Source organism: Streptacidiphilus sp. EB103A (genome assembly GCF_041261405.1).
GTDB lineage: Bacteria > Actinomycetota > Actinomycetes > Streptomycetales > Streptomycetaceae > Streptacidiphilus.
Window position 1 is genome coordinate 81,520 of the sequence record NZ_JBGCAQ010000009.1, and the last position, 17,109, is coordinate 98,628.

The 17,109-nt window shown below is 70.8% G+C and carries 19 protein-coding genes; 9 read left to right on the plus strand and 10 right to left on the minus strand.

Annotated features, from left to right (window positions below):
- Nucleotides 1–73 precede the first annotated feature (73 nt).
- The 3 genes from ABH941_RS16400 (at nucleotide 74) to ABH941_RS16410 (ending at nucleotide 2,750) form a co-directional block, all read left to right on the plus strand.
- Entirely contained in the window at nucleotides 74–478 is a 405-nt protein-coding gene (locus tag ABH941_RS16400) for a VOC family protein (protein WP_370129937.1), read from the plus strand.
- 43 nt (nucleotides 479–521) lie between these two features.
- Nucleotides 522–1,748 carry an MFS transporter gene (locus ABH941_RS16405; protein WP_370129938.1) on the plus strand — a complete coding sequence of 409 codons (1,227 nt, stop codon included), beginning with the start codon at nucleotides 522–524 and terminating at the stop codon, nucleotides 1,746–1,748.
- 243 nt (nucleotides 1,749–1,991) lie between these two features.
- Entirely contained in the window at nucleotides 1,992–2,750 is a 759-nt protein-coding gene (locus ABH941_RS16410) for a DeoR/GlpR family DNA-binding transcription regulator (RefSeq protein ID WP_370129939.1), read from the plus strand.
- A 9-nt stretch (nucleotides 2,751–2,759) separates the two neighbouring features.
- On the opposite strand, the gene ABH941_RS16415 is transcribed toward ABH941_RS16410, so the two are convergent.
- Complete coding sequence (locus ABH941_RS16415; RefSeq protein ID WP_370129940.1) at nucleotides 2,760–3,224, minus strand: hypothetical protein; 465 nt, start codon at nucleotides 3,222–3,224, stop codon at nucleotides 2,760–2,762.
- Nucleotides 3,225–3,396: 172 nt separating this feature from the next.
- Between ABH941_RS16415 and ABH941_RS16420 the strand changes: the two genes are divergently transcribed.
- Nucleotides 3,397–4,026, plus strand: a complete 630-nt coding sequence (locus ABH941_RS16420; RefSeq protein WP_370129941.1) for a DedA family protein — start codon at nucleotides 3,397–3,399, stop codon at nucleotides 4,024–4,026.
- Nucleotides 4,027–4,038: 12 nt separating this feature from the next.
- Here the strand turns inward: ABH941_RS16420 and ABH941_RS16425 are convergent, their stop codons facing one another.
- On the minus strand, nucleotides 4,039–4,860 hold the full coding sequence (locus ABH941_RS16425) for an alpha/beta fold hydrolase (RefSeq protein ID WP_370129942.1): 822 nt from the start codon (nucleotides 4,858–4,860) through the stop codon (nucleotides 4,039–4,041).
- 118 nt (nucleotides 4,861–4,978) lie between these two features.
- Here ABH941_RS16425 and ABH941_RS16430 point away from each other — a divergent pair, with 118 nt between their 5' ends.
- Nucleotides 4,979–5,845 carry an N-acetyltransferase family protein gene (locus ABH941_RS16430; RefSeq protein WP_370129943.1) on the plus strand — a complete coding sequence of 289 codons (867 nt, stop codon included), beginning with the start codon at nucleotides 4,979–4,981 and terminating at the stop codon, nucleotides 5,843–5,845.
- A 125-nt stretch (nucleotides 5,846–5,970) separates the two neighbouring features.
- On the opposite strand, the gene ABH941_RS16435 is transcribed toward ABH941_RS16430, so the two are convergent.
- Nucleotides 5,971–6,942 carry an aldo/keto reductase gene (locus ABH941_RS16435; RefSeq protein ID WP_370129944.1) on the minus strand — a complete coding sequence of 324 codons (972 nt, stop codon included), beginning with the start codon at nucleotides 6,940–6,942 and terminating at the stop codon, nucleotides 5,971–5,973.
- A 45-nt stretch (nucleotides 6,943–6,987) separates the two neighbouring features.
- Complete coding sequence (locus ABH941_RS16440) at nucleotides 6,988–8,022, minus strand: zinc-dependent alcohol dehydrogenase family protein (protein WP_370129945.1); 1,035 nt, start codon at nucleotides 8,020–8,022, stop codon at nucleotides 6,988–6,990.
- A gap of 218 nt (nucleotides 8,023–8,240) precedes the next feature.
- Here ABH941_RS16440 and ABH941_RS16445 point away from each other — a divergent pair, with 218 nt between their 5' ends.
- Nucleotides 8,241–9,131: a helix-turn-helix transcriptional regulator gene (locus ABH941_RS16445; RefSeq protein ID WP_370129946.1), complete on the plus strand. Its 891-nt coding sequence runs from the start codon at nucleotides 8,241–8,243 to the stop codon at nucleotides 9,129–9,131.
- Nucleotides 9,132–9,167: 36 nt separating this feature from the next.
- Here the strand turns inward: ABH941_RS16445 and ABH941_RS16450 are convergent, their stop codons facing one another.
- Both ABH941_RS16450 and ABH941_RS16455 read right to left on the minus strand, forming a co-directional pair.
- Entirely contained in the window at nucleotides 9,168–9,875 is a 708-nt protein-coding gene (locus tag ABH941_RS16450; RefSeq protein WP_370129947.1) for a TetR/AcrR family transcriptional regulator, read from the minus strand.
- Between the two features lie 165 nt (nucleotides 9,876–10,040).
- Nucleotides 10,041–11,219 (minus strand): aminotransferase class V-fold PLP-dependent enzyme, encoded by a 1,179-nt coding sequence (locus ABH941_RS16455; protein ID WP_370129948.1) that lies wholly within the window; start codon nucleotides 11,217–11,219, stop codon nucleotides 10,041–10,043.
- Between the two features lie 86 nt (nucleotides 11,220–11,305).
- On the opposite strand from ABH941_RS16455, the gene ABH941_RS16460 reads away from it, so the two are divergent.
- On the plus strand, nucleotides 11,306–12,175 hold the full coding sequence (locus tag ABH941_RS16460; protein WP_370129949.1) for a LysR family transcriptional regulator: 870 nt from the start codon (nucleotides 11,306–11,308) through the stop codon (nucleotides 12,173–12,175).
- Nucleotides 12,176–12,193: 18 nt separating this feature from the next.
- Here ABH941_RS16460 and ABH941_RS16465 read toward each other — a convergent pair whose 3' ends face one another.
- The 4 genes from ABH941_RS16465 to ABH941_RS16480 all read right to left on the minus strand — a co-directional run bounded on the left by ABH941_RS16465 (nucleotide 12,194) and on the right by ABH941_RS16480 (nucleotide 14,962).
- On the minus strand, nucleotides 12,194–13,240 hold the full coding sequence (locus ABH941_RS16465) for a medium chain dehydrogenase/reductase family protein (protein WP_370129950.1): 1,047 nt from the start codon (nucleotides 13,238–13,240) through the stop codon (nucleotides 12,194–12,196).
- A 184-nt stretch (nucleotides 13,241–13,424) separates the two neighbouring features.
- The gene (locus ABH941_RS16470; RefSeq protein WP_370129951.1) at nucleotides 13,425–13,739 is read right to left on the minus strand and encodes a putative quinol monooxygenase; all 315 of its coding nucleotides are present in this window, start codon (nucleotides 13,737–13,739) and stop codon (nucleotides 13,425–13,427) included.
- Between the two features lie 138 nt (nucleotides 13,740–13,877).
- Complete coding sequence (locus ABH941_RS16475; RefSeq protein WP_370129953.1) at nucleotides 13,878–14,516, minus strand: L-threonylcarbamoyladenylate synthase; 639 nt, start codon at nucleotides 14,514–14,516, stop codon at nucleotides 13,878–13,880.
- A 59-nt stretch (nucleotides 14,517–14,575) separates the two neighbouring features.
- Nucleotides 14,576–14,962, minus strand: coding sequence for a hypothetical protein (locus ABH941_RS16480; RefSeq protein ID WP_370129954.1), 387 nt, complete (start codon nucleotides 14,960–14,962; stop codon nucleotides 14,576–14,578).
- A gap of 234 nt (nucleotides 14,963–15,196) precedes the next feature.
- Here ABH941_RS16480 and ABH941_RS16485 point away from each other — a divergent pair, with 234 nt between their 5' ends.
- The gene (locus ABH941_RS16485; protein WP_370129956.1) at nucleotides 15,197–16,570 is read left to right on the plus strand and encodes a ferric reductase-like transmembrane domain-containing protein; all 1,374 of its coding nucleotides are present in this window, start codon (nucleotides 15,197–15,199) and stop codon (nucleotides 16,568–16,570) included.
- Between the two features lie 36 nt (nucleotides 16,571–16,606).
- Entirely contained in the window at nucleotides 16,607–17,101 is a 495-nt protein-coding gene (locus ABH941_RS16490) for an FMN-binding protein (RefSeq protein WP_370129958.1), read from the plus strand.
- Nucleotides 17,102–17,109: the final 8 nt, after the last annotated feature.

The window sequence follows — 17,109 nt, forward strand, 5'->3', positions numbered from 1 at the left end:
GGTGGTTGTGCCGATGAGTTCACCGTTCTCGAACGGTCTGCCCAGCGACACGACCGTTCTCGACAGGAGTGCCATGTCCACCATCCAGCCAGTGATCGTGACCGCCGACCACGACGTTCTGCTCGGCTTCTACACGAAATTGTTCGGTGCCGAGGAGATCTTCCGGGTACCGGCGGAGGGCCCGGTCTTCTACCTCGGCCTGCGCATCGGCGACACCGACCTCGGACTGGTGGCCAGGGCGGACCCCGAGACCGGGACGGCGTCGCGGATCCTCCTCAGCATCGGTGTCGACGACGTCGACGAGACGCTCGGCCGGGTGGAGTCACTGGGCGGCTCGGTCCGCGGCGGCCCCAACGACATGCCGTGGGGACAGCGCGTCGCCCACATCCAGGACCCCGACGGCAACCCGCTCAACCTCACTCAGCCGACGCCCAGTACCCCGACGCCGACGGATATTGAACAAAATACCTGTTCGTAAATCCACATTGCGAACAACGATTATGGTCTGTATGTTCGCACGCATGGAAAGATCTCTGCGTGCAGGTCGGACGGCGACGTTCGCGTACTTCGTCCTCGACGGCTTCCTGATGGGGACGTGGGTCGTCCACATCCCCTCGATCGAGCAGCGCGTCGGGATCAGCCACGCGACGCTGGGCTGGCTCCTGCTGCTTCTGGGCGGGGGCGCCTTCGCGGGCATGCGGCTGGTGGGGCCGCTGACCGACCGTTTCGGGGCGCGCAGGACCGTCCCGGCGAGCGCCGTCGCGTGCAGCGCGGCGCTGGTGCTGCCGGGCCTGGCGGCCGGCGCGTGGGCGCTGGGGGCGGCGCTGGTACTGCTCGGGTTCGCCAACGGCTGCCTGGACGTGAGCATGAACACCCATGCCGTGCAGGTCGAGCGCGGCTACCAACGCCCCATCATGTCCGCCTTCCACGCCCTGTTCTCCGTCGGCGGGGTGGCCGCCTCGCTGGTCGGGGCGGCCACCCTGGGCTGGGGCTGGAGCACGGCCGCCACCCTGGGCGGGACCGCGGCGGTCGGCGTGGCCGCCGCACTGCTCGCCGCACCCGCGCTCCTGCCTGCCCAGGCCGCCCCCGGCCCCGTCGGCGACAGCGGGGCCGCCTCGGCCTCGCGCGGCCGGGCGCCTCGGGCGACGCCGCGGATGATCTGGATGCTGGCGGTGCTCGCGTTCATGCTCATGCTGTGCGAGGGAGTCGCCAACGACTGGAGCACGCTGCAGCTGAAGGTCGTCCTGGGCGCGCCGGCCGCCACCGCCGCGCTGGCCTACGGCGCCTTCGCCACGACCATGACGGTGGGCCGCCTGCTCACCGACCGGGTCGCCGCGCGGATCGGGGCGGTCGCGGTCCTGCGCTACGGCGCGGCCGTGGCCGCGGCCGGCCTGGCACTGGCCGCGCTCTCTCCCGTGGTGCCGCTGGCGCTCCTCGGCTGGGCCGTGTTCGGCGCGGGCATGTCCGGCTGCATCCCGCAGCTCTTCAGCGCCGCGGGCCACGCCGATCCCGACAGCGCGGGGGCGAACGTCTCCCGCGTGGCCGGTCTCGGCTACGTGGGCATGCTCGCCGGACCCGCGGTGATCGGGCCGATGACCCGCCTCATGCCGCTCAACATCGCCTTCCTCCTGCCCGTCGCACTGTGCGTCGTCGCGAGCCTCACCTCCCGGATCCTCAAGGACGGGAGCGCGGCACCCGCCGGGCACGAGGCGGACCCGGAGCCCGCTGCCGCCGCCCAGGCCGGATGACCGACCGCACCGGCCCGGCCGGTCCCACCCCCGGCCGCCCATGACGGCCGGGGGACGTGTGGTCACGAGCCGTCAGCCCACCGCGTGCCGGGAGCGGCTCATGGGCAGCGGCGAGTACAGGTGACAAGACGGGTCCCCCGGAAGATCAGGCGCAAGAGGTCACACACCGTAGCTTCGAACAAAAGGAACATCAATGGTGTTTGCAAAGTTGCCTTTGGATCAGAACTGGTGTTTAGTTCGACCATGGCCGGTACCGACCGCATGAGACAGATCACCGACGCGCTGCGCGAAGGCGCCGAACGGAGCGTCTCCGAGCTGGCCGCCCTGACCGGCGCCTCGGAGATGACGATCCGCCGCGACCTGGAGGCCCTGGCCGACCAGGGAGTCCTGGAGCGTTATCGCGGCGGCGCCAGGGGCCTGCTCCTGCGCGGCCAGGAACCCCCCTTCGCCCTGCGGGCCCAGGATGCGCTGGAGGCCAAGCGCCGCATCGCCGCGGAGGTCAGCGCCCTGATCGCCGACGGCGAGTCCGTCGTCCTCGACAGCGGCACCACCTGCCTGGAAGTGGCCCGAGCGCTCCGCGACCGCCGTCTGACCGTGATGCCCCTGTCCCTGCACGCCGCCAACGAGCTCACCGGTGCGCCGCAGCTCACCCTGCTGCTGCCCGGCGGCCAGCCACGCCCGGGCGAACTGGCCCTGACCGGCCCCCTGACCGAGGTCTCACTGGCCGCACTGCGCTTCGACACGGCCGTCATCGGCTGCTGCGGCCTGACCGCCGCCGACGGCCTGACCGCCTACGACCTCGCCGACGCCGCCGTGAAACGCGCGGCCATCGCTTCCTCCCGCCGCGTCATCGCCGTCGCCGACGCCAGCAAGCTCACCGGCAGCGCCCTCGCCCTGGTCGCCCCCGCGACCGCCCTGCACTGCGTGGTGACCGACCAGGACGCACCCGAGGGCCCCGTCCGCCAACTGATCGCAGCCGGCGTCACCGTCCGCAGGGCCTGAGCCACCAGGTCAGTGGCCCAGGGTCGAGCCGGGGCGAACAATCATGATGACGGTGACCGCGGCCCAGAGCAGGTTGAAGATCCCGACGACCATCGCCAGCTGCTTGGTGTCCTTCACCGACGCCGCCGCACCGTCGCGGCCGCCCTCGATCAGCTGGGCCTGGCGCGGCAGCACCAGCGCGCCCAGCACCACGGCCGCGAGCAGGGTGAGCACGATGGAGACGATCACCCAGGTCTGGCCGGTCACCTTCATCACCCCGGCCGCGGCGAAGCCGAACAGCGGCACGGCGACCCCGACCAGCGCGTAGATCCTGCAGATGCGGTACAGCACGCCCATGGTCGCCTCGGCGTCACCGGTGCCCGGGGAGGCCAGCGCCCGCCGGGCGACCGGCGGGAACATGCTGGCCGCCACGGCGACCGGACCGATGGCGACAATGGCGGCGAGGATGTGCAGCGCCAGGAAGAATTTAGTCACCCGGCGAGTGTAGGAAACCGGTGCCGGCAGTCCTCCAGCGGCCCGGACATGCCCTTGAGTTGACTTCGTGTGCGGTGGCTGCCGTACGGATGGCGCCGGGCGGGTCGATGGGTACCGGTGAGCCCCGGGGCCCGGACTGTTGTTAACGTTGTCGCGTGATGGGGAACCTGCCGTGAGCGCGGCTCTGCTCGCGGTGGACCCAACGAGCGGGTCCTCACTGCTGTCGTCCTTCGGGGCACTGGCTGTGCTGGTCGTGACCTTCGCGGAGGCCGGACTGCTGGTCGTCGGCTTCTTCGTGCCCGGGGACACCCTGTTGTTCCCGGCCGGGGTGCTCTGCGCCACCGGGGCCGGCAGCGGGCCGCATCTGACGCTCTGGCAGGTCCTGCTGGGAGCCGCGGCGGGCTCGATCGCCGGTACCCAGCTCGGCTACTACCTCGGCCGCCACGGCGGCCGTCCCGCCCTGGAACGGATCGGCAGCCGCCGGCTGAAGTCGGTGCTGGAGCGCAGCGAGGCCCTGCTGTCGCACTACGGCCGGCGCAAGGCCATCGTCATCGGCCGCTTCGTGCCCATGGTGCGCACCGTGCTCGGACCCGCCGCCGGAATGCTTGAGGTCCCGGTGCGCACCTTCACCCTGTGGCAGATCATCGGCGGCCTGGCCTGGACCCAGAGCATGGTGCTGCTGGGCTTCTGGCTCGGGGCCGAGGTGCCCGGCATCGAGAACTACCTGCTGCCGCTGGTCGCCCTGGTGGTGGCGGTCTCCCTCCTCCCGCTCCTGCTGCAACGCCGACGCCCGCGTCCCTGAGATCCGACGCCGTCAGTCGATGGCCTTGCGCAGTCGGTCGGCGAACGCGGCCGGGTCTTCCATGAAGCCGCCGTGCCCGCCCGGGAACATCATGGGCTCGACCTTGAGCTCACTGGCCAGCGCACGGGAGGTGCGGTCGCAGAACTGGCCCGCCGAGGTCTCGCCGATGCCGATGACCAGGCGGGCTGTCGTAGCGCGCAGAGCGTCCAGGTCCGGAGCCCAGTTGGCGGTGGAGCGAAGCTCGTGCAGGTAGAAGAACCGTTCGCTGGCAGCCTCGTCCGGGGACTTCTCTCCCCCGAACACCTGCAGGAACACCTCCTCGGGCATCACCAGGCCGGCGCCGGCCAGGAACTTGCGCACCGCGCCGAGAGTGTCCCCGCCCACGTAGGTGGCGATCGTGTCCTCGGTCGCGACCGACTGCTGCTCACGGTCGTCCAGCAGCTGCGCCAACGGAGGCTCGTGGGCGATCACGGTGCGTACGAGCCCCTGATGGTCCTGGAGCAGCGCCAGCGCCGTGACGGCCCCGCCGGAAGAGCCGAGCACCGCCGCGGGTCCGGCGTCCACATGGCGGATCACCCGGGCCAGATCGTCGGCCCGCAGCCGCGGGCTGGAGTCGGCGTCCGGATCGTCGAGGACGCTGCCGAAGTGCCCGCGTGGGTCCATGGTCAGCACGCGGTGGTCCGCGGCCAGCAGGTCGGCCAGCGGCGCGAACGGCGCGGAGTGCATCGGCGCACCGACGATCGCCACCAGCGGACCCTTACCGCGCAGCTCGTAGTACAGCCGGGCGCCCGGCACGGCCAGCGTGCCGGATGTGACGTCAACAGACGCGCTCATCGAATCCTCCAGTGGTCAGCGGAACTACGTCACAGCCTTGGACGCCTGCAGCCCCCGAAACTCATCGGTCCCGGTAATCCAGGTGCGGGCGGTCGGCGTGGTGGTGTGTGATCGGGGGATGACGATTGTGCTGGGCAGGCCGGGAGTCGACGGGCTGGGCGAGGCTGTGGGCGCGCTGCGGGAGTGGCAGGACGACGGGGCGCCGATGCAACTGCATCCGGGAGACCTGGGCTGGTTCTGGCGGTTCGGTGCGGCGGCGACGGCCGCGGCGGTCCGGACCTGGAGCCGGGACGGACGGATTCTCGCCGTCGGACTGCTGGACGGCCCCGAACTGCTGCGGTTGACCATCGCGCCGGACGCTCAGCGGGACGAGGCGCTGGCCCGGCAGCTGGCTGAGGACGTGATCGATCCGGAGCGCGGCGTGCTGCCACAGGGGAAGGTCCACCTGGAGGCACCGATGACCGCGCTGCTCCAGAACCTGCTGCCCGAGGACGGCTGGAAAGCAGACGAGCCGTGGACACCGCTGCGCCGTGACCTAGCGGAGCCGGTGGAGGACCCGGGCGTGCGGATCGAGGTGATCGGACCGCAGCAGGCTCACGTCCGGGCCGCCGTGCAGCAGGCGGCATTCGACAACTCGTCGTTCACGGACGAGCGTTGGCGCGCGATGGCGGCCGGACTGCCTTACGCCGAAGCACGGTGCCTGGTCGCGTACGACGACCGGGGAGACGCCGTGGCGGCGGTGACGGTGTGGTCGGCCGGCCCCGGGAAGCCCGGGTTGATCGAGCCGTTGGGCGTGCATCGGGACCACCTCGGTCACGGCCACGGCAAGGCGATCACCATCGCTGCCGCAGCCGCGCTCAGGGAGTTGGGCTCCTCGAGCGCGATCGTCTGCACCCCGACATCCAATGCCGGCGCCGTCGCCACCTACAGGTCGGCCGGCTTCCGGCAACTCCCCGAGACCCGGGACCTGTACCGGGAGGCCTAGGACGGCACTGGACGCCGTCGCCCGCGTTCTGCACCTGGGCGGGCATCCGGATGCCGTTGTTCAGGGTCAGGTTCATGGTGGTGCCTCCCGGCATGGATGGTGATCGCTACGTGCGGCGGCCGGGGTCAGCGTTCCATCAGGCGCATCTGGGCCTCGTTGTGGGTGTCACCGGCGGCCGGAGGGAGGCCGGTGAGCTTGGCGAGCTGCTCCTCGGTGAGGCGGACGGTGTCCGCGGCGGCGTTCTCCTCGACCCGGGCCACGCGCCGGGTGCCGGGGATGGGCGCGATGTCGTCGCCCTGGGCGAGCAACCAGGCGAGGGCGACCTGGGCCGGGGTGGCGCCGGTCTGCGCGGCGACGGCGGCCACCTCGTCGGCCAGGCGCAGGTTGTGCTGGAAGTTCTCGCCGCTGAACCGCGGGTTGTCGGCCCGGAAGTCCGAGGAGTCGAACTGCTCGGTGGAACGGATCTTGCCGGTCAGGAATCCGCGCCCGAGCGGCGAGAAGGGCACGAAGCCGATGCCCAGCTCGCGCAGCACCGGCAGCACCCGCGCCTCGGGGTCACGGGTGAACAGGGAGTACTCGGACTGGACCGCGGTGACCGGGTGGACGGCGTGGGCTCGGCGGATGGTGTCGGGTCCTGCTTCGGAGAGCCCGATGTGCACGATCTTGCCCTCGGCGACCAGCTCGGACAGTGCCCCGACCGTCTCCTCGATCGGTGTGGCGGCGTCCACGCGGTGCTGGTAGTACAGGTCGATGCGGTCGGTGCCCAACCGCTTGAGGGAGCCCTCGACAGCGGTGCGGACACTGTCCCGGCTGCTGTCCGCGCCCTGTCGGCCGGTGTGGGAGATCAGGCCGAACTTCGTCGCCAGCACCACCTGGTCCCGGCGGCCCTTCAGCGCGCGGCCGACGAGCTCCTCGTTGGTGTAGGGGCCGTAGACTTCGGCCGTGTCGATGAAGGTGACGCCCAGTTCCAGGGCCCGGTGGATGGTGCGCACGGACTCGGCGTCGTCGGTTCCGGCGCCGGTGTAGGCGGCGGACATGCCCATCGCGCCCAGGCCGATCCGGGCCACGTCCAGGTCACGCAGTTTGATGTGCTGCATCGCTTCTTCTCTCATCGTGGGTCGTCGAGGGGGGCCTGCGGGCGGTCAGGGGCGCACCGCCACCTTGAGGTTGGTGCGCTCGTTCATCGCCCGGTAGCCGTCGGCGATGGACTCCAGGGACAGGGTGCGGTCGAAGACTCGTCCGGGGTGGATCGAGCCGTCGAGGATATGCGGCATCAGCTCCTCGATGTAGGCGCGGGCCGGGGCGACGCCGCCGGTGAGGGTGATGTTGCGCAGGAAGTCGCCGAAGCCGAAGGGAACCTCGGGATACTGCGGGGCGCCGACACGGCTGATGGTGCCGCCGGCCCGGACCACGCCGAAGCTCTGCACGATCGCGTCCTTCAGGCCCACGCATTCCAGGACCCTGCGGGTGCCCTCCCCGCCGGTCAGCTCCCTGACGCGGGCGATGCCCTCCTCCCCGCGGTCGGCTACCACGTCGGTGGCGCCGAAGTCGCGGCCGAGGTCGGTGCGCACCTGGTGGCGTCCCATCAGGATGATCTGTTCGGCGCCCAGCAGCTTCGCGGAGATCACCGCGCCCAGCCCCACGGCGCCGTCGCCGATGACGGTGACGCTGTCGCCGGGCCGGACCCCGGCGGTGAGGGCCGCGTGGTAGCCGGTGCACAGGACGTCGGAGAGGGTCAGCAGGTCCGGCAGCAGCTCGGAGTCCTCGCCGACCGGCAGCTTCACCAGCGTGCCGTCGGCGTGGGGAACGCGGGTGGCCTGCCCCTGGCCGCCGTCGACACCGTTCAGGCCCCACTGGCCGCCGTGCACACAGGAGGTCTGCAGACCTTCGCGGCAGTACGCGCAGGTGTTGTCGGAGTAGACGAACGGGGCCACCACCACATCGCCGGGCCTGAGGCTGCGCACCTCGGAGCCGGTCTCCTCCACGACGCCCAGGAACTCGTGCCCCATCTGGCGGGGCCGGTCCGTGGGCGCGAGGGACTTGTAGGGCCACAGGTCACTGCCGCAGATGCAGGACAGCACGATCCGCACGACCGCGTCGGTGGGCTGGTGGATCTTCGGGTCTGCGACGTCCTCGACACGCACGTCGTCGGCCCCGTACATCAGTGTTGCTCGCACGAGCAGTATTCCTTTCCGGTCCGGTGTGGGGCGCGCCATCCGGTCCACCGTCGCCCGCCTTCGGCGAGGCCGCCAGTCGGACTCGCCCCTGCACAGTCGAGACTGCCCCAGTGCGGCCGTACCAGGCAGGCCGAGATCTGCCGGGGAGCCGCCAGCGGGGGTATGACAGGGCCCCCCTCGCGGGCGTGTCGCAGTGGCGGCGGCGGGACACTGGGTCCATGGCACCCGAGCAGCACAGCAGCGGCGAGGAACTGGGACGCTTCCTGCGCGCCCGCCGCACCCAGACCAGCCCCCAGTCCGCCGGCCTCACCCCCGGCCCCGGCGTGCGCCGCACCCCCGGGCTGCGGCGCGAGGAGCTGGCCACGCTCTCCGGGGTCAGCATCGACTACTACACGCGGCTGGAACGCGGCAAGGAGACCCGGCCCAGCCCCGCCGTGGTCGACGCCCTCGCCCGCGCCCTGCAGCTGGACGACGCCGAGCACCAGCACCTGCACGACCTGGCCGTGCGCGCCGCCCGGTACGCACCCCAGCCCGCCCCGGCTCCCAGCCGCACCGTGCGCCCCCACCTGAAGCTGCTGCTGGAGGCGGTGCGCCCCAACCCCGCGTACATCGTCAGCCGCAGCATGGACGTCCTCGCCCACAACCCCGGTGGCCTCGCCCTGTACGCCGGCATCGAGGACTGGCCCACCACCCAGCGCAACATCGCCCGCTACCTGTTCCTGCACCCCGCCGCCCGCCGGACTTTCCCCAACTGGGAGAACCAGATCCGCGGCTGCGTCGCCCGCCTGCGCGCCCTGGCCGGCACCGACCCCGACGCCCCGGACCTCACCCGCCTGGTCGGCGAACTGCTCCTGAAGAGCCCCGACTTCGCCGGCCTGTGGGAGCGCTACGAGGTCACCGGCCGCAAGAACACCACCAAGACCTTTCAGCACCCCCAGGTCGGCACCATCACCCTCGTCTTCCAGGGCATGGCCCTGGAAGGCACCCCCGGGCACCGCCTCGGCGTCTACACCGCCGAACCCGGCACCCCCGACCACGACGCCGTGCTCCTCCTCGACATGACCGCACCGCAGGCGTCCGCCCAGCCCCAGGCGCACCACACCGGCTGACCGGCGCGCCTCGGCCCGACCTGCGCCGACTGGGGATCAGGTGAGTTGGAAGGCGTCGGCGAGGATGTCGAGCTGGACGGCGAGCAGGGTGGCCGGCCGGTGTCCCATGCCGGCGAACTGACCGGCCGTCTCCAGGCTCACGGTGCCGTGGATCTGCGGCCAAGCCGTGATGGCGCCGGTCAGCGCGACGGTCGCGGCGGAGTCGTCGGGGGCCAGGCCGGTCCACTGCTCCACCCATGCCGCCACCTCGGCATCCTCGTTGAGCCAGCGTTCGAACTCGCCCATGAGCGGGTCCAGCGTGCGCAGTGGCCGCCCCTTGGCGAAGACGGCGAGGAAGGGCCCGATGACTGCTCGCGCCCGCGTCACGGTCTCGGCCGGCGCGGTGAAGCCCGGTACCGGAGTGCCTTGGACGAGCAGGTACAGATGCGGATGGCTGACGGCCCAGTCGCGGAACGCCGCCCCCAGGACATGGAGCGCCGACCGTCCCCCGGCCGAGGTGTCGACGGCATGGATCGCCTCGGCGGCGTCCTGGTAGGCGTCGATGACCATCTCCGCCAGCAGCTCGTCACGGCTGGCGAAGTACCGGTACAGGGCCGGACCCGACATGCCGATGTCCTTGGCGATACGCAGCAGGGCCACACTCCCGACGCCGCCCTCAGCGAGTTGGCGTACGGCGATCTCCTTGATCTCGGCGCGGGTCTGCTCGCGGTAGCGCTCTCGCGGGCTGCGGGTCTGAGCCGCCATGGGCGTGTTCCTCCTCTGCGGCCGTTCCACGAAGGCCCGGGTGGGCTGTAGCAAACGCTTGAGTCTATAGCGATTGCGATACCAGTGCCACGCCAGCATTGCCGAACGCCAGCATTGCCGACCTGCGCCGCCGATGAGTTTCAGGCGGCTGTACCGTCTACCCGACTACTGTGCTGCGGCGACTTCGGTGAGGAGCTCGACGGCGCGGTCGATCTCGGCCTCGGTGTTGTAGTAGTGCGGGGAGAGTCGCACCAGCGGGTGGACGTCCCGTTCCTCGGTGTCGAACTGGGTCTGCACCGGGTCGGTGGTGCTGACGTTGATGCCGTGGGCGGCGAGGGCAGCCGCGACATCGGCCGTGGCCATGCCGTCGACCTTGCAGGTCACGATCGCGCACCGCTGCCGGCCGAGGTCGTAGGTGGTGATGCCGGGGACGGCGTCCAGCCGGTCGCGCAGCCGCGCGCCGAGGGCGAGGGTGCGTCGGCCGATCCCGTCCATGCCGAGGTCCAGGGCCTGCTGGACGGCGACGCTCAGCCCCAGGACGTTGGCGTAGTTCACCTCCCAGGTCTCAAAACGCTGCGCGCCGTGGTGCCAGCTGAAGCCGCGCATTCCGTCCCAGGTGGCGGCGGCGATCTCGGCAACGTGCGGCTCCAGGTAGGCGAGTGCCTCGGGGCGTACCCACAGGAAGCCGGTGCCGCGTGGGCCGCGCAGGAACTTGCGGCCGGTGGCCGAGAGCATGTCGCAGCCGAGCTCGGCGACGTCCACGGGGAACTGGCCGACGGACTGGGTGGCGTCGAGGAGGAAGGGAACGCCGGCGGCGCGGGTGATGCGTCCGATCTCGGCGGCCGGGTTGACCAGGCCGCCGCCGGTGGGGACGTGGGTGATGCCCACCAGCCTGGTGCGGTCGTCGATCAGGTTCGCCAGGGCGGCGGTGTCCAGTTGGCCGGACTCGTCGTTGGGGACGACCACGACCTCGGCCCCGGTGCGGCGGGCTGTCTGCAGGTAGGCGAGGACGCTGCTGCCGTACTCGGCGCGGCCGGTGAGGATGCGATCGCCCGGCTTGAACGTCATGGAGTAGAACGCGGCGTTCCAGGCGTGGGTGGAGTTGTCGAACAGCGCGATCTCGTCGGCCTGGCCGCCCACCAGTCGGGCGATATGCGTGTGGGTGGCGTCGATGCGGTCCCGTTCCTGGCCGGCGGCCTCGTAGCCGCCGATCGCGGCCTCCAGTTCCAGGTGGGAGGTCACGGCCTGGAGTGTCTGCCGTGACAGCAGGCCCGCACCCGCGTTGTTGAGGTGAATCCGGTTCGCGGTGCCCGGGGTGTCCTGGCGGAGCGCTTCGATGTCCATACTTCACGGTCCCAAAGGAGATCTCTTCAGTAAAGTGAATGTTTATGGAGAAGACAGGTCAAGAAATCTGATGAATGGAGGCGGGCGTGTACAACCTGCGTCGCCTGGAGATCCTGCGGGAGCTGAAGCACCGCGGCACCCTGGTCGCTGTCGCGTCGGCCATGTCCTACAGCCCCTCGGCCGTCTCCCAGCAGCTGACGCTGCTGGAGTCCGAGGTCGGGGCACCGCTGCTGGAGCGTGAGGGCCGTGGGGTCCGGCTGACTCCGCAGGCGGAGATCCTGGTCGCCCGCACAGAGAAGGCGCTGCGGGAACTGGAGCGCGCCGAGACGGAGATCGCGGCCTCGCTGCAGGAGGTGTCCGGGACGATCAGGGTGGCAGCCTTCCAGACCGCGATGCTCGCGCTGCTGCCCGCCGCGCTGACCTGGCTGCGGGAGCACCATCCTCGGATCCGGGTGGAGGCCACGCAGGCCGAGCCCAACACGTCACTGCCAGGTCTGCTCACCCGGGACTTCGACCTCGTGATCGACGAGACGTTCCCCGGGCAGGCCAGGCCGGCCCGCGCCGCCGAGTACGAGCACCACCTGCTGTTCGAGGATCCCATGCGGCTGGCGACTCCCGCGCCCGTGGCGTCGCTCGCCGAACTGGCCCAGCGCCCCTGGGTGATGGAACCTGCCGACACGCCCGCCCGGGCATGGGCGACGGCCGTCTGCCACGTCGCCGGCTTCGAACCGGACGTCGCCTATGTGTCAGCGGACATGCTGGTCCACGTACGGCTGGTCGAGCAGGGCCACGCCGTGGCCTTCCTGCCCGACATGCTGCGCTTCGACCGGCCCCCTGGCCTCGTCCTCGACGGCTCCGCCGGCCACACCCGCACCGTGCTCGCGACCGTACGCGCGGGAGCCGGGGAGCACCCCCGGATCCAGGCGTTCCTCACCGCGATCCGCCGACCTTTCTGAGTCCGGGTCACGCGGCGCTCAGCGTGCCGGGGTCGGCACGATGAGCACCTTGCCGACGGCCTGGCCCGATTCGGCGAAGCGCAATGCCGCCGCTGCCTCGGCCAACGGATAGGTGTTCGCGATGCTCACGCTGAGCTTGCCGTCGCGCAGCAGCGCGAAAGCCCGCTCCATGTCCTCGCGCAGCTGCTTGCGCCAGCGGTCGAGGTGGCGCTTCTTGCCCGCCCAGAGGTTGAAGAAGTACGCGTGCCGGCCATTGGGCAGCGCGTTCCACAGCATCAGCCGTCCGACCAGCATGAGCACCGTGACGAAGCCGCTGCCCGGCTTGTCGCGTGTGGACGCGCTGCCGTAGGAGACGAGTGTTCCGCCCCGCGCGAGCATCCGCCAGGAGTCCTTGATCCCGGGCCCGCCCACGTGGTCGAACACGGCGTCCACGCCCTGCGGCGCGATCCGCCGCACCTCGGCGGGGACGTCTCCGCGGTAGTCGACAGGGACGGCCCCCATCCCGCGCACGGCCTCCAGGTTCCGGTCCGAAGCGGTGCCGATGACTTCGATTTCCGCCGCCCTGGCCATCTGGACGAGCACCGAGCCGACGCCGCCGGTGGCCCCGTGCACCACGATGGTCCCGCCGGGGCGCACCTTGGCGGTGCGGTGCAGCATGCGCCAGGCGGTGACACCGTTGACCACCAGGGTCTCGGCGTCCACCGCGCTGACCCCGTCGGGTACGGGGACCAGGTCGGCAACGTCCAGCACGACGCGATCCGCCCAGCCGCCCACTTTGGTCAGCGCCGCGACCCGGTCGCCGACCTTGAGCCCCGCCTGCCCCCGCACCGACCCGGAACCGCCGAACTCCTCGACGACGCCGACCAGGTCGTAGCCGGGCACGAAGGGGAACTGCGGCATGTCGTAGTACTTGCCGCGCCGCATCTGCTGCTCCGCGAAGGACACCCCGCTCGCCTCGACTCGCACCAGGGCCTGGCCGGACCCGAGCGGAGGCAGCTCCCGGCTGCGCAGCTGGAGGGACTCCGGCTCACCCACGGCAGGAAGAACGATCTCTGTAGCTTGCACGGCACTCTCCTTAGTTCCCGTAGCTTCTGTTATATATCGTAGCTTAAATTACAGAGAAGCGCACCGTCTGGTGGCAGGCGAGGGCGCCGCGCGGTGGGGTGGGGATGCACGTGGACGCGCGCCCCAGGAGTGCCAGAGGCGCTGGATCAGGTGTTTGAGGAGCGCCGGCAACAGCGAGAGGCTCTCAACGCGCTGCGATGCCCTGGCCCTGGTAGATCTCGTCGTAGTAGTGGATCACCAAGGGGCGGGTGAGCATGGCCTCGAAGGTGGCGGTGAAGCCGTGTGCGGTGCGCCAGGCGAGGTAGTCGGTGTAGTTGTGCGCCTCGGTCCACTGGGTCAGGCCTGCGACATGGTCGGCGTCGTTCTGGTCGCGCAGGATGCGGATCTCTTCGCAGCCCTCGTGTTTGAGGCTCTCGCCCAGGATGTCCAGCAGCAGCTTCGCGACGTCGTCGCCGCGGCCCGGCCGGGCGAAGAGCTCGGCGGTGACGAGTGTGCTCATGGGGGCTCTCCCTCGATGTCCTGGGCGCCGTGCGGCGCCTTCTCCAAGGACGTTGCGCCCTGCCACAACGGGAGAGTCAAACGGGGGTGTTCTGCTGAACCCTCCGGCAGGGGGAGGGTTGATGCTGTCGGACTACGATCAACTGCGGGACAGCCCTTGGTCGAACCGCGCGGTGTCGCCCGCCCCGTGCCGTACGATCTCGGCGTCGCCGCTGGAGAAGTCGATGACCGTGGTGGGCTCGGTGCCGCAGTCGCCCGAGTCCAGCACCGCGTCCAGCACATGGTCGAGCCGTTCCTTGATCTCCCAGCCCTGCGTCATCGGCTCCTCCTCACCGGGGAGCAGCAGGGTGCTGGAGACCAGCGGCTCACCGAGCTCGGCGAGCAGAGCCTGGGCGACCACATGGTCGGGGATCCTCACCCCCACTGTCCGCTTCTTCGGGTGCAGCAGTTGCCGCGGCACCTCGGAGGTCGCGGGAAGGATGAAGGTGTAACTGCCGGGCGTGGCCGCCTTGATCGCGCGGAACACCTTGTTGTCGATGTGCACGAACTGCCCCAGCTGCGCGAAGTTCCGGCACACCAGGGTGAAGTGGTGACGGTCGTCGAGTTCCCGGATCGACCGGATGCGGCCGATGCCGTCACGATTGCCCAGCCGGCACCCCAGCGCGAAACACGAGTCCGTCGGGTAGGCGACGAGCGCACCGGACCGGATCAGATCCGCCACGCCGCTGATGGTGCGCGGCTGCGGATTCTCGGGGTGCACATCGAAATACTTGGCCATCCGCCGAGCCTACGGGATCGCCTGCCGGTTCCCCCGCCGCCACGATCACCGACCGTGGGTCACTGGCCCTTGCGGAGAGCGATGTAGGCGGTGCCGAGCTTGGCGCAGGAGGTCTTCGGGGCGCCGGCGGGGATGGTCACGGTGGCGGCCAGGTGCTGCATGAGGGTCAGCCGCGTCTCGTCGTTGATCTTCGCCTTCTGCAGCGCCGCCAGCACCGAATCGACCGTGTTCACCAGGGCGGTGCCCTGCTCCGTGCAGTCGCCGGTCAGCGCTTTGAACGCCTTGGTGTAGCTGGCCTGGGCATGGGCGGTGCCGTGGACCTTCATGTCCTCGTCGCGCAGTTGCGCCGCGGGGCTCAGGATGCTTGCCGTGGCCTGGTAGGCGCATCCCGCCAGGGACAGCAGGGTCGCGACGACGGTGAGCGCACGGGCGCAAGATCGAAACATGCCGGGCAGCATGCCATAGGCGGGTGACCGCCTGTCACCTGTTCGACGAGGGCGGCGCGACCTTTTGAGGGGCGTGCTACTCCGCGACGGGGAGCGATCAAGGGCGTGACAGTGTCGACAATCCAGGCAGCCCCGGGGCGCTTCTCCTTACGAAATCATGTCCTCTCCCCCGTGCGGCTGTAAGCACCCTGCGGGCACGGGCTATGGTCCCGATGGCAGGAAGCAGGTGCGCTCATGACGACTATTCAGAACAGCCGCGCCGGTAGGCGGCAGGCAATGCGACGCATTCGGCCGCGGAGAAATCCCGCCCGGCCACTCCTCTTTCTGACCTGGGTCGGGGCCGGCCTCGTGGTCTGGCAGTGGTGGCGGGACACCCCCGCCGTCATGCAGACCAGCTCCGACTGGCTGCAGGGCGCGGGCCGGATCACCGGACTCCTGGCCGGGTACCTGATCGCGCTGGTGGTCCTGCAGATGGCCCGGGTCCCGGCGCTGGAGCGCCGCGTCGGCTCCGACCGCGTCGCCCGCTGGCACGCGATGACCGGCCGCTACTCGCTGTCGCTGCTGGCCGCGCACATCGTGCTGATCCTCCTGGGCTACGCGGCGGAGGCGCACACCGGGGTCATCAAACAGACCCTGGACGTGGTGCTGCACGACCCCGACATGCTCAAGGCGACGTTCGGCACCACGGCGCTGGTCCTGGTCGGCGTCGTCTCGGCCGGGGCCCTGCGCCGCAGGATGCGCTACGAGACCTGGTACTACCTGCACCTGCTCACCTACGTGGGGGTCTACCTCACCTTCTGGCACCAGCTGAGCAACGGCTCCGACTTCGCCGCGAGCCCGGTGGCCCGCTCGGCCTGGTACGTGCTCTACGGCTCGGCCGCGGCGCTGCTGGTGTGGTACCGGCTGCTGGTGCCGCTGCGGCTGAACCTACGGCACCGGATGCGGGTCGAGCGGACCGTGGAGGAGGCGCCCGGTGTGGTCTCCGTGCTGATCAGCGGACGACGGCTGCACCGCCTGGGCGCGGAGTCCGGACAGTTCTTCCGCTGGCGCTTCCTCACCGGCGGCCTGCGGTGGAGCGCCAACCCCTACTCGCTGTCCGCCCCGCCCCGCCCGGACCTGGTCCGGATCACCGTCAAGGCGGTCGGCGGCCACAGCAGCGCGCTCGCCGGGCTCCGGCCCGGCACCCGGGTCTGGGCCGAGGGCCCGTACGGCGCGATGACGGCCGCCCGCCGCAGCCGCGGCAAGGTGCTGCTGCTGGCCGGCGGCGTGGGGATCACACCGATGCGGTCGCTGTTCGAGACGCTGCCTGCGGCGCCGGGCGACCTGACCCTGCTCTACCGGGCCAGGGCCAGGGAGGACCTGGCCTTCTGGGACGAACTGACCGGGATCGCCAGCGAGCGCGGAGCCAGACTGGTCCATGCCGTCAACGGCCCCGGCGGCGCCCGTCCCGAGATCACCCCTGAGACGCTGCGCGCGATGCTGCCGGACGTGGCCCTGCACGACGTCTACCTGTGCGGGCCTCCGGGCCTGGCGGAGGAGATGTACAGCGCGCTGCGCGGAGCCGGGGTCCCGGACCGCCGCATCCACCACGAGTCCTTCCAGTTCTGACGGAGTCGTACCCGACCGCGACAGATCGAGCTGACCATGAAGAAGAAGCACCCACTCCGCCGCGTGCTGATGGCGACGGTGTCCACGGTCTCCGGCGTCATCCTGCTGCTGGCGCTCAAGCCGACCTCGGCCCCGGCGAGCGCGGCGGCGGGGATGCCCGCGGCCTCCGCCGCGACCTCCGCCCCGGCGAAGGGCGCGGCGTCACCGCCCTCCACCTCCGCGGGCTCCAAGCAGACCACGGCCGCCGCGGCGCAGGCCCGGACGATCACCGGCACCACGGTCCAGACGCAGTACGGTCCGGTCCAGGTGCAGATCACGGTCAGCGGCAAGCGCCTCACCGGAACCACCCTGGTGCAGTACCCCAACAGCAGCGGCAGGAGCATCCAGCTAGCGGCGAGCTCTCTGCCGGTGCTCACCAAGGAGGCCGTGGCGGCACAGAGCGCGAAGATCGACGCCGTGTCGGGCGCCAGCTACACCAGCGCGGGCTACAAGAAGTCCCTGCAGAGTGCCTTGGACATGGCCGGGATCTGATCCGTACC